Origin of the sequence: Streptomyces sp. NPDC014882, from assembly GCF_043081325.1 — a bacterium.
GTDB lineage: Bacteria > Actinomycetota > Actinomycetes > Streptomycetales > Streptomycetaceae > Streptomyces.
On the sequence record NZ_JBIBWL010000003.1, the window covers coordinates 218687 to 231207 of the forward strand.

Here is a 12521-nt window from a genome sequence, read left to right on the forward strand (position 1 = left end):
CGGCTCGTGCCGCTCGCGCGCGTCCCCGCCGTCGGGTTCCTCGCCCCTCGCGCTCATGCCGTCGCCCCCATGACGACGCGCAGGGCGGCGATGCCGCGCGAGCCGTAGGCCTTGACCGAGCCGAGCGAGATGCCGAGGGTCTCGGCGACCTGGGCCTCGGTCATGTCGGCGAAGTAGCGCAGAACGAGGACCTCGCGCTGGCGGCGCTGGAGGCCCTTCATCGCCTTGATGAGGGAGTCGCGCTCCAGCTGGTCGTAGGCCCCCTCCTCGGCGCTGGCCATGTCCGGCATCGGCTTGGAGAGCAGCTTCAGGCCGAGGATGCGGCGGCGCAGCGCGGAGCGGGAGAGGTTGACGACCGTCTGACGCAGGTAGGCGAGGGTCTTCTCCGGGTCGCGGACGCGTTTGCGCGCGGAGTGGACGCGGATGAAGGCCTCCTGGACGACGTCCTCGCAGGAGGCGGTGTCGTCGAGGAGGAGGGCGGCGAGACCGAGCAGCGAGCGGTAGTGGGCCCGGTAGGTCTCGGTGAGGTGGTCGACGGTGGTGCCGGCGGCGGCCACCTCGTCGGTGTCACGCTGACTGGGTACGCGGGCCGGCCGCGCTGCGGGCATGGGCGCGATCACCGGCATGCCGCCGGGCGCGCCGGACATGCGGGGTCGGAGGGCGGCCCGGGGCGGCCGTAGGGCCGTACCGCGGGTCGCCGGGAAGTCGAGAACCTCTGCCACGCCTGTTGGACACGCTTCCCCCCGCCGGGGTTGTACGGGTCGGCCGCGAGTTTTGCGCCGGACGCCGGAACACCCGCTCGCGGCCCTGCCCCGGACGCCCCGCGCGCACCCGCCGGCAGCCGCACGGGCGGCGCCTCCCATGCCCTCATCTGCCCCGCTCTTCTCCTGTATGCCATGGCTACGGGCGCCCCCACGCCCCGATGCCGGCGTCCCCATGCCCCGGCATCACACCTCCGCGCACCCCGAAGGGTGACCGCAAAGACGCTCCCCGCGCTCCGCGTGGTTGCGGAGTGCGGGGAGGAAAATCTTCGAACGCCATAGGTGTCCGATACAAGTGGTGCCGGTCGTCGACCGGCTCACATCGCAGTACGACAGATCCTACAAACGCCGAAGCCGTCGGCCAGGGAATTTCCGGGCACCGGCTCCCGTACCGCCAAGGGCTCCCGTACCGTCAAGCGTTGCGGCCGCCCCGCACGTCACCCGTACTCCGCCGCCACCAGTTCGGCGATCTGCGCGGTGTTCAGGGCGGCCCCCTTGCGCAGGTTGTCCCCGCACACGAAGAGTTCGAGCGCCGTGGGGTCGTCGAGCGCCCGGCGCACCCGGCCGACCCAGGTGGGGTCGGTGCCGACGACGTCGGCGGGGGTGGGGAACTCCCCGGCGGCCGGGTTGTCGAAGAGGACGACGCCGGGGGCGGTGGCGAGGATCTCGCGGGCGCCGCCGACGGTGACCTCGTCCTGGAAGCGGGCGTGGACGGTGAGGGAGTGCACGGTGATCACCGGCACGCGCACGCAGGTCACGGCGACGGGCAGCTTCGGCAGCCCGAGGATCTTGCGGGACTCGTCCCGCACCTTCATCTCCTCCGACGACCAGCCGTCCTCGCGCGGCGATCCGGCCCACGGCACGACGTTCAGCGCGACCGGCTCCGGGAAGGGGCCGGTCAGGTCGCCGACGGCCCGCCGGACGTCACCCGGGCTGGTCCCCAGTTCCGTGCCGGCGACCATGGACAGCTGCCGGCGCAGGGTCTCCACGCCGGCCCGGCCCGCCCCGCTGACCGCCTGGTACGACGACACCACCAGCTCGCGCAGGCCGTACTCGGCGTGCAGCGCGCCCAGCGCGACGATCATCGACAGGGTGGTGCAGTTCGGGTTGGCGACGATGCCGCGCGGCCTGTTGCGCACGGCGTGGGCGTTGACCTCGGGGACGACCAGGGGCACGTCCGGGTCCATCCGGAAGGCGGCCGAGTTGTCCACGACCACCACGCCCCGGGCGGCGGCGAGCGGCGCCCACCGTTCGGCGACCTCGTCCGGCACGTCGAACATCGCGACGTCGACGCCGTCGAAGGCCTCCTCGGTGAGCGCCACCACCTCGACCTCCTCGCCGCGCACGGCCAGCTTGCGGCCGGCCGAGCGCGGCGAGGCGATCAGTCGGATCTCGCCCCAGACGTCGGCGCGCTGGGACAGGATCTTCAGCATGACCGTGCCGACCGCTCCGGTCGCTCCCACGACCGCGAGCGTCGGTCGTCGGATCATCGCCCGGTGCCCCCGTAGACGACGGCCTCGTCGCTGTCGGAGTCGAGCCCGAAGGCGGTGTGCACGGCGCGCACGGCCTCCGGCACGTCGTCGGCGCGGGTGACGACCGAGATGCGGATCTCGGAGGTCGAGATCAGCTCGATGTTGACGCCCGCGTCGGACAGCGCCTTGAAGAAGTCGGCGGTGACGCCCGGGTTGGTCTTCATGCCGGCGCCGACGAGGGAGATCTTGCCGATCTGGTCGTCGTAGCGCAGCGAGTCGAAGCCGATGCCGCTCTTGTTCTTCTCCAGGGCGTCGATCGCCTTGCGGCCCTCGGACTTCGGCAGCGTGAAGGAGATGTCCGTGAGGCCGGTGGAGGCCGCGGACACGTTCTGCACGATCATGTCGAGGTTGATCTGCTCGTCGGCGACCGTGCGGAAGATCGTGGCCGCCTCGCCCGGCTTGTCCGGCACGCCGACGACCGTGATCTTGGCCTCGGAGGTGTCGTGCGCGACACCGGAGATGATGGCCTGCTCCACCTGCTTGTCCCCTTGCTCGATCGGCTCGCTGCTGACCCAGGTGCCCGGAAGTCCGCTGAAGGACGACCGGACGTGGATCGGGATGTTGTACCGGCGGGCGTACTCCACGCAGCGGTGGAGCAGCACCTTCGACCCGGACGAGGCCAGTTCGAGCATGTCCTCGAAGGAGATCCAGTCGATCTTCCGGGCCTTCTTCACCACGCGCGGGTCGGCGGTGAACACGCCGTCGACGTCGGTGTAGATCTCGCACACCTCGGCGTCGAGGGCGGCCGCGAGGGCCACGGCGGTGGTGTCGGACCCGCCGCGCCCCAGGGTGGTGATGTCCTTGGTGTCCTGGCTGACGCCCTGGAACCCGGCGACGATGGCGATGTTGCCCTCGTCGAGCGAGTCACGGATCCGGCCCGGCGTGACATCGATGATCCGGGCTTTGTTGTGGACCGAGTCGGTGATGACACCTGCCTGGCTGCCGGTGAAGCTCTGGGCGGAGTGGCCCAGGTTCTTGATCGCCATGGCCAGCAGCGCCATGGAGATCCGCTCTCCGGCGGTCAGCAGCATGTCGAGCTCGCGCCCGGCAGGGATCGGGGAAACCTGCTCCGCGAGATCGATCAGCTCGTCCGTCGTGTCGCCCATCGCGGAAACCACTGCCACCACTTGGTGGCCGTCCTTCTTGGCTTCCACGATCCGCTTGGCGACGCGCTTGATGCCCTCGGCATCGGCTACGGAGGAGCCTCCGTACTTCTGCACGACAAGGCCCACGTGCGCTCCTCGCTCAGTTTGTCTTTTTCCGCACATACGCCCTCGTACTGCGGTCGGCTCAGTCTAACGAGCACCCGGAAACCGCCCCCGGGATACCGCATGGTGAGACTCCCCGGGGGCGGGCCGGGCGGGTCGTCCAGGACAGACCCTGCCCACTGACGCCGAAGTGAAAGCTGTGACGTGGGTTTCACACACGGCCGGCACGCGGAGGAGGGCGAGGCCGGCCCGAGGGGACGCGGCGGAGCGCGGGGACGCGGAGCGGCGGGAGGCTACCTGAGCGACCCCGGCCCCAGCGGGCCGCCGATCTCCCGGGCCATCACCCGGCCGGCCTCGAACTCCAGGGTGTCGTCGCCGTCGCCCTGGTCGGTGTCCAGGCCGTCCAGCTCCTGCAGGGGCTGGTTGAGGCGGACGTGGGCCAGGACCGAGTGCAGGGCGCGCAGGGTCGCCGAGGCCGTGGCGCCCCAGTTGGAGAAGTACGAGAACTGCCACCACCACAGGGCCTCCGAGGTGCGGCCGGCCCGGTAGTGGACCATGCCGTGCCGCAGGTCGGCGATGACGTCGGCGAGGTCGTCGGAGATGCGGGCGGGGACGGGCGCCTTGCGGGGCTCGTAGGGGTCGAAGACCTCGGAGTAGACGTCGACCGGCTCCAGGAGGCGGGCGAGGTTCTCGCGCAGTTCGTCCGCGTCGGGCTCGAATCCGGGGTCGGGCTCGTAGCGCTCGTCGGGGACGATGTCCTCGTAGGCGCCGAGGCGGCCGCCGGCCAGCAGGAGCTGGGAGACCTCCAGCAGGAGGAAGGGCACGGCCGAGTCCGGCTCGTCGCCCTTGGCGACCTCGGAGACCGCGACCAGGAAACTCTCGATCTGGTCGGCGATCTGGACGACGAAGTCGTCCGGGTCCCGGCCGGTCGCGTGCAGCGTGGCGTCAGACATCTAGGAGTCGTCTCCCCTCGAAGGCGCGGCCGAGCGTGACCTCGTCCGCGTACTCCAGGTCGCCACCCACCGGGAGGCCGCTGGCCAGGCGGGTGACCTTCAGGCCCATGGGCTTGATCATGCGGGCGAGGTACGTGGCCGTCGCCTCGCCTTCGAGATTCGGGTCCGTGGCGAGGATCAGCTCGGTGACGGCGCCGTCGGCGAGGCGGGCCAGCAGCTCCCTGATGCGCAGGTCGTCGGGGCCGACGCCCTCGATCGGGCTGATCGCCCCGCCCAGGACGTGGTACTTGCCCCGGAACTCGCGGGTGCGCTCGATCGCCACCACGTCCTTCGGCTCCTCGACCACGCAGATGACGGAGAGGTCGCGCCGGGGGTCGCGGCAGATGTTGCACAGCTCCTCCTGCGCCACGTTGCCGCAGGTCGCGCAGAACCGGACCTTCGCCTTGACCTCCATCAGGCACTGCGCGAGACGCCGTACGTCCGTCGGTTCCGCCTGGAGGATGTGGAAGGCGATCCGCTGCGCGCTCTTGGGACCGACGCCGGGGAGCCGCCCCAGTTCGTCGATGAGGTCCTGGACCACGCCTTCGTACAACGGACTGCCGTCCTTCCTGTGGTTCCTTGCAGTACGTACGGTAGTTGGCCGCCACCCGTCCTAGGAAGGCGGTGGGGACGTCGCGTGGGCGGCGGACGTCAGAACGGCCGGCTCCGCGGAGGGGTCAGAACGGCAGGCCGGGGATGCCGCCGCCGCCGAGTCCCTGGGCGAGCGGGCCGAGCTTCTGCTGCTGGAGGTTCTGCGCGTTCTCGTTGGCCGCCTGGACGGCCGCGACGACGAGGTCGGCGAGGGTCTCGGTGTCCTCGGGGTCCACCGCCTTCGGGTCGATCTTCAGGGCGCGCAGCTCGCCGGCGCCCGTCACGGTGGCCCGCACCAGGCCGCCGCCGGCCTGGCCGTCGACCTCGGTGTTCGCCAGCTCCTCCTGGGCGCGGGCCAGATCCTGCTGCATCTTCTGGGCCTGCTGGAGCAGTTGCTGCATGTTGGGCTGGCCACCACCGGGAATCACGATCAGCTCCTCTTCCGGGCCTCGGTCGGTACGGGATTCTCCCGCTCGGCACGAGCCTACGTGGTCTGTGCGGGTGTCGCCCCAGCACTCTTTCGAGTGAGCCTCGGGTGGGGCCTATACCTGATCAAGGCCCACTTCCGGATGGAAAAGAGACGAAACCTTCCTCTTCGCCACCCATTGGGAGGTAGGAAAGGGTCCGGCGCACCGGCATCGGGAGCCACGGTGGCATCGCGTGGCAGCGGGTGTCACCAGGCGTTGCGCGACGGGATCGGCTGGACGTAGGGAGTGCCGGGTGGGTCAGCAGCCGGAGAGGCAGCCCGAGGGTCCGCCCCGGGACGGGCGGGGCGGGGGCGCGGCGTGGCTGCGGCCGGGCGACCTGACCGGGCGGGCCTTTCCGCTCGGGGACTGGGGCGAGCCGGCCGAGCGGCTCGACGAGCTGTACCGGTGGGTGGAGCGGGGCGCGCTGGACACGGCGGCCTGGTACCTCGCCGACCGGGTGGGGAAGCGGCGGGTGGCGCGGGTCCTGCGGGGCGGGGCCGCGGCGGGGGCGGTGGCCGGGGCGGCGCTGCCGTTGCTCGACGTCGCGGGGGCGACGGGCGGGGCGGCGCCCTGGGGGTATCTGGCGCTGCTGGCGGCGGCGGCGTGCCTGGCCGTCGACCGGTTCTTCGGGGTGACGGCCGGGTGGATGCGGGACATGGCCACGGCGCAGGCGGTGCAGCGGAGGCTGCAGGTGCTGCAGTTCGAGTGGGCGGCGGAGAGCGTGCGGGAGGTGCTCGGGCCGGCGGAGGGGACGGCCGGCGAGGCCGCCGAGCGGTGCCTGGGGGTGCTGCAGCGGTTCTCGGAGGACGTGACCGAGCTGGTGCGGAGGGAGACGGTCGACTGGATGGTGTCGTTCCGTACGGGGGCGGCGCCGATGGGGTTGCAGGGGGTGGGGGTCTCCGGGGACGGGGGGCGGGTGGCCGGGCCGGCTCCCGGCCGGATCCCGTTGCCGCCCGGGGGCGCGGGACGGCCCCACATGCCCCGGCAGCGGCCGCCCGAGCCGCGGTGACGGTGGGGCTGCCGGGGGTGGGCCGGGCGTGTGAGAGGCCCGGGCAGGCGGGCGGCCGGGCCTGGGGCGGTCGGGCCCGGGGCGGTCGGTCGGACCCGGGGCGGTCGGACCGGCAAGGACCGAGTCCGCGAGGGCCAAGCCGGGTGGCCGGGTGGCCGGGTCTGCGGGTGGCCGGGCCGGTGGTTTCCTCGCCTCCGTCGCGCCTCCCCGTCCCGCACCCGGGGGCTGCCGCTCCCGGACCCCGCTCCCGGCCTGGACGGCCTCGTCCTCGATCGCCGGACGGGCTGGTGCGTCAGCCGCGGTCGTACGTCAGTTTTTCGCCCGTGGTCGGGTTGAGGCGTTGCAGCCGGCCGTCCGGCAGGAGCGTCACCTCCGTGGCCGCGCCCGGGGAGCAGGAGGAGAGGGGCTCGCCCGTGGTGACCTCGGAGGGGCCCAGGGTCAGGGGCGACCGCGCGGTCGGGGGCCGGTTCAGGGCGGCGGCGAACTCGCAGTGGTAGGCCTCGCCGTCGGCCACCAGGCGCAGGACCGTGTCGCCCGCCTCGCCCTGGGTGAGGGTCAGGCGGCGGGTGTCGGCGCCGTTGATCGTGGTGGTCCAGGTGCCCAGGTAGGTCTCGGGGATCTCGCCCTCCTCCGGTGAGGGGGACGGCGAGGAGAGCGAGGGCGACGGGGACGGGGAGCGGGTCCCGGACTCCGTCGGCGTCGCGGGGGCCGACGTGGTCGGGGCCGGGAGCGCGCCGGAGGTGCCGTCGTCGCCGTTCATGACCGCGTACACCGTGCCGCCGGCGGCCAGCGCGACCACCGCGGCGACCGCCCCGAGCAGCACCGTGGAACGACGGCCGCGGCGGGGCGGGTCCTCGAGGTCGTCGGGGTGAGAGGAGTGGCCGGGGTGGCCGGGGTCGGGGGCGCCGTACGCCGCCGCGTCGGCCGCGTAGGGGTTGTGCGGGACCGGTACCTGCATCGGCGCCGGCATCGGTGCCTGCGCCGGTACCGGCATCGGCATCGGCATCGGCTGCCGGGGCGGGGCCGGGTACTGCTGGGGGTGGCCGTACGCCGGGTGGGGCGCGGCCAGGGTGGGACCGTGGCCGGGCGGGGCCGCGAGGGTGCCGCGGGGGCCCGGGTGGTGCGGGGCGGCGTGCGTGAAGGCCCCCTGGGGATCCTCCGTCTCCAGGAGCCGTACGGCGTGCCGGCCCAGCTGGGCGACGAGGGCGCCCGGCAGCCACGGGTCGCGGGAGCGGCCGTCGGCGACGGTGTCCTCGGCGCCGGTGCGTTCCAGGATCCGCTCCAGCGTGGGCCGGGCCGCCGGATCCTTGCGCAGGCAGGCGCGGACCAGGTCGGCGATGCCCTCGGGGACACGCGTGAGGTCGGGCTCCTCCTCGGCTATGCGGAACAGCAGCGCGTGGACGCCCTGCTGGTCGGCGGAGCCGAAGGGCAGGACGCCGGTGGCGGCGTAGGCGAGGACGGAGCCCAGGCAGAAGACGTCGCACGCGGGCGTGATCCGGTCGCCGCGCACCTGTTCGGGGGCCATGAAGCCCGGCGAGCCGATCAGCGCGCCGGTCTGGGTGAGGCCGCCGTCGCCGAGCTGGGTCAGGGCGCCGTCGCCGGTCACGGTCTCCAGGGCCCGCGCGACACCGAAGTCGATGACGCGGGGGCCCTCGATGGTGACCATCACGTTGGACGGCTTGAGGTCGCGGTGGACGATCCCGGCCGCGTGGATGTTGGTGAGGGCGTGCGCGAGGCCGGCGGCGAGGATGCGCACCGACCGCTCGGGCAGCGGGCCGTGGTCGTGGTCCACCACCTGCTGGAGGCTGGGCCCGGCGACGTAGCCGGTGGCGACCCAGGGCACGGCGGCCTCGGTGTCGGCGTCGAGGACGGGTGCGGTCCAGAACCCGCCGACGCGCTGGGCGTTGCGCACCTCCTGGCGGAACCGCGCCCGGAACTCCTCGCGCTCGGCCAGTTCCGGCCGGACCAGCTTCACGGCGACGGTCCGTCCGCGGTCCGAGCGGGCCAGGAAGACCTGCCCCATGCCGCCCGATCCCAGCCGCCCGAGCAGCCGGTAGCCGCCGATCCGCTGCGGATCCCCCGGTCCCAGCTTCTCCATGGCAGCTCCGCCTTTCCCCCACAGATGTGATCCCGCCGAGAATAAACCGGCCCTTCCGGGAGTCGAGCGGTGTGGTGTCTACGGTTCCGTAACGGGCGCGGGGCTCCGGGCCGGAGCCCCGCGCCGGTGCCCACCGCGGCCGACCGCGGCGCGCCCGCGCGCTGGGCGCCGGCGGCGTCGGCACGGCCGAAGCGGTCGAAGCGCGGGGTGCTCCCGCACGCGCTGGGCGACGGCAGCCCGGTGCGCCGCGAGGACCGCGCCCGGCAGCCGCCACCGGGCGGCGACGGGGCCGGAGGGACGGTGGAGCCGGAAGGGCGGTGGAGCCGGAGAGGGAGCGGGCCGGTTCCTCCGCGACGCCGGGGAACCGGCCGCCGGACCGGAGAACACCGCCGGACCGGAGGGCACCGCCGGACCGGAAGGCACCGCCGTAGCCGCCCGGCCCGGGCGTTCACGCCCGACAACCTGTCGCAAAAACCCCCCGCCCAGGGAACAGGACGCCGATACCGCTTGCGCGTCACGGACACCTACGCTCGCCCGCATGACCCCTCAGACCGACCCCCAGACCGGCGCCGCCGTGAAGGCCGCGGACCGCGCGCACGTCTTCCACTCCTGGTCCGCGCAGGAACTCATCGACCCGCTCGCCGTGGCCGGCGCCGAGGGGTCGTACTTCTGGGACTACGACGGCAAGCGCTACCTCGACCTCACCAGCGGGCTCGTCTACACGAACATCGGCTACCAGCACCCCAAGGTCGTGGCCGCGATCCAGGAGCAGGCCGCGCGCCTGACCACGTTCGCGCCCGCCTTCGCCGTCGAGGCCCGCTCGGAGGCGGCCCGGCTGATCGCCGAGCGCACCCCCGGCGACCTCGACAAGATCTTCTTCACCAACGGCGGCGCCGACGCCGTGGAGCACGCGGTGCGCATGGCGCGCCTGCACACCGGGCGGACCAAGGTGCTGTCGGCGTACCGCTCCTACCACGGCGGCACCCAGCAGGCCGTGAACATCACCGGCGACCCGCGCCGCTGGGCCTCGGACTCGGCCGCGGCCGGGGTCGTGCACTTCTGGGCGCCGTTCCTGTACCGCTCCCGCTTCTACGCGGAGACGGAGGAGCAGGAGTGCGCGCGGGCGCTGGAGCACCTGGAGACGACGATCGCCTTCGAGGGGCCCGCGACGATCGCCGCGATCGTCCTGGAGACCGTCCCCGGCACCGCCGGGATCATGGTGCCGCCGCCCGGTTACCTGGCCGGCGTCCGAGAGCTGTGCGACACGTACGGGATCGTCTTCGTCCTGGACGAGGTCATGGCCGGGTTCGGGCGCACCGGTGAGTGGTTCGCGGCCGACCTGTCGGGGGTCGTGCCCGACCTGATGACCTTCGCCAAGGGCGTGAACAGCGGGTACGTGCCGCTGGGCGGGGTCGCCATCTCGGGTGCCGTCGCGGAGACCTTCGGGAAGCGGCCGTACCCCGGTGGCCTCACCTACTCCGGGCACCCGCTGGCCTGCGCCGCCGCCGTCGCCACGATCGACGTGATGGCGGAGGAGGGCGTCGTGGAGAACGCGAGGGACCTCGGCGCCTCCGTCGTCGGGCCGGGGCTGCGGGAGCTGGCCGAGCGCCACCCGAGCGTCGGCGAGGTGCGCGGTGTCGGCATGTTCTGGGCGCTGGAGCTGGTGAAGGACCGCGAGACGCGCGAGCCGCTGGTGCCGTACAACGCCACCGGTGAGGCGAACGCGCCGATGGCCGCGTTCGGGGCCGCCGCGAAGAAGGCCGGGGTGTGGCCCTTCGTCAACATGAACCGCACCCACTTCGTGCCGCCGTGCAACGCGAGCGAGGCGGAGCTGAAGGAGGGTCTCGCGGCGCTGGACACGGCGCTGTCGGTGGCCGACGAGTACACCACCGCGTAGCCGCCGGGCGGCCCGGGTGCGGGGGCAGGATCCTGAATTCGTCGAACGCGTAAGGTGGCGTGCTCGTACATACCGGCGAGCACGCCATCGGCCGATGGCGCCCACGCCGTCGACCGGCGTACGCGACGAGGACGAGGGAGACGCCCCGACCATGCCCGGCAGCAGCGGCAAGGGCGCCGTGACCCGCAGCACCCTGCGGCAGCAGATCGCCGACGCCCTCCGCGACGAGGTGCTGGCGGGACGGCTCCAGCCGGGCCAGGAGTTCACGGTGAAGGAGATCGCCGACCAGTACGGCGTCTCCGCGACGCCCGTCCGCGAGGCGCTGGTCGACCTGTCGGCGCAGGGGCTGCTGGACGCCGACCACCACCGCGGCTTCCGGGTGCACGAGTACAGCGTGGCCGACTTCCGGAGCATGGTCGAGGCGCGCAGCCTGGTCGTCGAGGGCATGTTCCAGGCCCTGGACGAGGGCAGGCAGCCCTTCCGGGGCCTGGACGACCCGCGGATCGCGGCGGCCGTCGCGGGGGTGCGCCGGCGCGGCGAGGAGGCGCAGCGGGCCGCGGCGGCCGGCGACCTCACCGTGCTCATCGGCTACGACCTGCGGTTCTGGCGCGAGCTGAGCGCCCTGTTCGGCAACCCCTACCTCGCCGACTTCCTGAACCGGCTGCGCCTGCAGACCTGGGTGTGCCTGGTGCAGCACCTGCGCCGGCTGACCGACCTGCGCGGCCACCTGTGGTCCGGCCACACCGAACTGGTCGACGCCCTCCACCACCGCGACACCGCCACGGCCCGCACGATCCTCGACGCGTACCACACGCACTCCCTCGCGCTGATCGAGCGGCTGGCGGCCGGGTGAGCGGGGCGGCCACCACCGAGGAGTCCCCCGGCACCCCCGGCGCCCCCGGGGTCCGGGAGGTCCCCGGCTCCCGGGGCGCCCCCGAACCCGGCGGCACTCCCGAACCCCGGAAACCCCGGCCCTCCTCTCCCCGGGCCCGTGCCTGCGCGTCACGACGGGCCGCCGCGGGCCACCGTGGACGAGCTCGTGGGCCGGCCCGGTAGGCAGGTGGCCGGAGTGTGGGTAGGGGACCTGCACGGAGGGGGCTGACGCGGAACGCACCGACTACCCTTCCCAGTCCGGGCAGCAATGACCGCGCGACACCCTGAGTGAGGAGCTCTCTTTGGCCTGTGACCTGTGGCTGGTGCCGCTCGTCGACGTGTTGTGCCACACCCCCGACAACCCCTTCGCCGAGGAACTCGCGCAGTACAACAAGGCGCTCGCCGAGTCGGGACTCCCTCCCGTGCCGGTGTACCAGTACATGCCGGGCCTGTCCGGGGAGGTCGGCCCCGTGGCCGGCTTCGACTACGACGCCCTGCACTTCCTGCGGCGCGCCTACCTGCTCCAGGTGTGCGGACTGCCGGTGACGCCGGTGGACGCCCTGGGCGGCGACTACGAGCAGCTCCTGGAGATGTTCGAGTCGACGGCCCAGCAGTCCCACCTGGTGTGGCACTACGACCACGCCGGGGCCTACGTCCCGGTGGACTTCCCGCAGCCCCTGTCCAACGACGAGCTGCTCGCCGGCGGCGGCCCGCTCGGTTCCGCCCAGGCCCTGCTGCGGGAGCTGGAGTACGTCGCCCCCGCGATCGGCATCGATCCCGCCAACCCGCCGGCCGCGCCGCAGCCCCCGGCCGCCCCGACGGAGCTGGAGGAGCCGGCCGTCGCGCCGCCGTACGACCCGAGCCCGTTCGCCCGCGAACGGCACGTGTGGCTCGGGCTGCACGCGGCGGCCACCAGGAGCCTGGCGCAGGGGTCGATGATCGTGTTCAGCTGAGCCCGTGCGAGCCCGTGCCCGGCTGGGCCGGCGCGGCCGACGGGGCCCCCCCCCCCCCGGGGGGGGGGGGGGGGGGCCGGGGCCCCCCGGGGGCGGGGGGGGGGGGGCCCTCTAACCGAGTTTTTGTCTACTCGAGGGGC

General features: G+C 73.5%; 11 protein-coding genes. 4 read left to right on the forward strand and 7 right to left on the reverse strand.

What is annotated here, in order from left to right; translation table 11 throughout:
- Positions 1 to 53: 53 nt before the first annotated feature.
- The 6 genes from ACF09K_RS08955 to ACF09K_RS08980 all read right to left on the reverse strand — a co-directional run bounded on the left by ACF09K_RS08955 (position 54) and on the right by ACF09K_RS08980 (position 5512).
- Positions 54 to 647, reverse strand: a complete 594-nt coding sequence (locus ACF09K_RS08955; RefSeq protein ID WP_392241813.1) for a SigE family RNA polymerase sigma factor — start codon at positions 645 to 647, stop codon at positions 54 to 56.
- A 551-nt stretch (positions 648 to 1198) separates the two neighbouring features.
- The gene (locus ACF09K_RS08960; protein WP_392241815.1) at positions 1199 to 2251 is read right to left on the reverse strand and encodes an aspartate-semialdehyde dehydrogenase; all 1053 of its coding nucleotides are present in this window, start codon (positions 2249 to 2251) and stop codon (positions 1199 to 1201) included.
- Positions 2248 to 3525 (reverse strand): aspartate kinase, encoded by a 1278-nt coding sequence (locus ACF09K_RS08965; RefSeq protein WP_363087453.1) that lies wholly within the window; start codon positions 3523 to 3525, stop codon positions 2248 to 2250. Before ACF09K_RS08965 ends, ACF09K_RS08960 begins: the two co-directional genes overlap by 4 nt.
- A 269-nt stretch (positions 3526 to 3794) precedes the next feature.
- Positions 3795 to 4454 carry a DUF5063 domain-containing protein gene (locus tag ACF09K_RS08970; RefSeq protein WP_392241817.1) on the reverse strand — a complete coding sequence of 220 codons (660 nt, stop codon included), beginning with the start codon at positions 4452 to 4454 and terminating at the stop codon, positions 3795 to 3797.
- Positions 4447 to 5046 (reverse strand): recombination mediator RecR, encoded by a 600-nt coding sequence (gene recR, locus ACF09K_RS08975; protein ID WP_363087455.1) that lies wholly within the window; start codon positions 5044 to 5046, stop codon positions 4447 to 4449. The genes ACF09K_RS08970 and recR overlap by 8 nt, the downstream gene beginning before the upstream one ends.
- 124 nt (positions 5047 to 5170) lie before the next feature.
- The gene (locus tag ACF09K_RS08980; protein WP_392241818.1) at positions 5171 to 5512 is read right to left on the reverse strand and encodes a YbaB/EbfC family nucleoid-associated protein; all 342 of its coding nucleotides are present in this window, start codon (positions 5510 to 5512) and stop codon (positions 5171 to 5173) included.
- A gap of 292 nt (positions 5513 to 5804) precedes the next feature.
- On the opposite strand from ACF09K_RS08980, the gene ACF09K_RS08985 reads away from it, so the two are divergent.
- Positions 5805 to 6560: an SLATT domain-containing protein gene (locus tag ACF09K_RS08985; protein WP_392241820.1), complete on the forward strand. Its 756-nt coding sequence runs from the start codon at positions 5805 to 5807 to the stop codon at positions 6558 to 6560.
- 292 nt (positions 6561 to 6852) lie between these two features.
- Here the strand turns inward: ACF09K_RS08985 and ACF09K_RS08990 are convergent, their stop codons facing one another.
- Complete coding sequence (locus tag ACF09K_RS08990) at positions 6853 to 8658, reverse strand: serine/threonine-protein kinase (RefSeq protein WP_392241822.1); 1806 nt, start codon at positions 8656 to 8658, stop codon at positions 6853 to 6855.
- A 538-nt stretch (positions 8659 to 9196) separates the two neighbouring features.
- Between ACF09K_RS08990 and ACF09K_RS08995 the strand changes: the two genes are divergently transcribed.
- The 3 genes from ACF09K_RS08995 (at position 9197) to ACF09K_RS09005 (ending at position 12381) form a co-directional block, all read left to right on the forward strand.
- Entirely contained in the window at positions 9197 to 10555 is a 1359-nt protein-coding gene (locus ACF09K_RS08995; RefSeq protein ID WP_392241823.1) for an aspartate aminotransferase family protein, read from the forward strand.
- Positions 10556 to 10706: 151 nt separating this feature from the next.
- Positions 10707 to 11408: a GntR family transcriptional regulator gene (locus ACF09K_RS09000; protein WP_392242420.1), complete on the forward strand. Its 702-nt coding sequence runs from the start codon at positions 10707 to 10709 to the stop codon at positions 11406 to 11408.
- Positions 11409 to 11730: 322 nt separating this feature from the next.
- Positions 11731 to 12381: a hypothetical protein gene (locus ACF09K_RS09005; RefSeq protein ID WP_392241825.1), complete on the forward strand. Its 651-nt coding sequence runs from the start codon at positions 11731 to 11733 to the stop codon at positions 12379 to 12381.
- Positions 12382 to 12521: the final 140 nt, after the last annotated feature.

What these genes read in the sequence shown, in the direction of transcription:
- ACF09K_RS08955 (WP_392241813.1), bottom strand. Translation starts at nt 647, where the DNA reads ATGTCCGGCGCGCCCGGCGGCATGCCGGTGATCGCGCCCATGCCCGCA.
- ACF09K_RS08960 (WP_392241815.1), bottom strand. Translation starts at nt 2,251, where the DNA reads ATGATCCGACGACCGACGCTCGCGGTCGTGGGAGCGACCGGAGCGGTC.
- ACF09K_RS08970 (WP_392241817.1), bottom strand. Translation starts at nt 4,454, where the DNA reads ATGTCTGACGCCACGCTGCACGCGACCGGCCGGGACCCGGACGACTTC.
- ACF09K_RS08990 (WP_392241822.1), bottom strand. Translation starts at nt 8,658, where the DNA reads ATGGAGAAGCTGGGACCGGGGGATCCGCAGCGGATCGGCGGCTACCGG.
- ACF09K_RS08995 (WP_392241823.1), top strand. Translation starts at nt 9,197, where the DNA reads ATGACCCCTCAGACCGACCCCCAGACCGGCGCCGCCGTGAAGGCCGCG.
- ACF09K_RS09000 (WP_392242420.1), top strand. Translation starts at nt 10,707, where the DNA reads ATGCCCGGCAGCAGCGGCAAGGGCGCCGTGACCCGCAGCACCCTGCGG.